Origin of the sequence: Actinomadura sediminis (genome assembly GCF_042675525.1) — a bacterium.
In the GTDB taxonomy this organism is placed as follows: Bacteria; Actinomycetota; Actinomycetes; order Streptosporangiales; family Streptosporangiaceae; genus Spirillospora; species Spirillospora sediminis.
Map to the genome: position 1 here is coordinate 1 of NZ_JBHTJA010000265.1, position 559 is coordinate 559.

At 58.9% G+C, this 559-nt stretch carries 1 rRNA gene; it reads left to right on the plus strand.

The features are described 5' to 3' along the window. Positions 1 to 78, plus strand: a 16S ribosomal RNA gene (locus tag ACFQ11_RS37810); the annotation flags it as partial. Between the last annotated feature and the right edge of the window lie 481 nt (positions 79 to 559).

Here is a 559-nt window from a genome sequence, read left to right on the forward strand (position 1 = left end):
TCGAAGGTGGGGCCGGCGATTGGGACGAAGTCGTAACAAGGTAGCCGTACCGGAAGGTGCGGCTGGATCACCTCCTTTCTAAGGAGCATCGACTGGCTCGGATCGGCCTGCTTGCAGGTGTCCGGGTCGGTGGCCATCATCGGCGGCGCATGTTCGCCGGGTGGCTGCTCATAGATGTGGAGCACTGGTTATTCAGCTCGCCGCTCGTGCGAGCCGGCTAGTACCGCCCCCTTTTTTTGGGGGAGTGGGAACGGCGGTCGCGGGCGGGTGGGGAGCTGGACACGCTGTTGGGTCCTGAGGAAACGGACACGTTTCTTCGGACTGCGGGATCAGGTCCCGTGATCCTTCACAGGGTCACGGCCTGGTGGGCCCGGTTGTTTATTGAGAACTGCACAGTGGACGCGAGCATCTCTGGTAGACGACGATGCGTGAGGAACTTCGGTTTCTTGGGTGTTGTTGTTTATCTGCGATTTGTTTTGATCGTTTTGTGTGTTCAAGTTTTTAAGGGCATACGGTGGATGCCTTGGCATCAGGAGCCGATGAAGGACGTGGGAGCCTG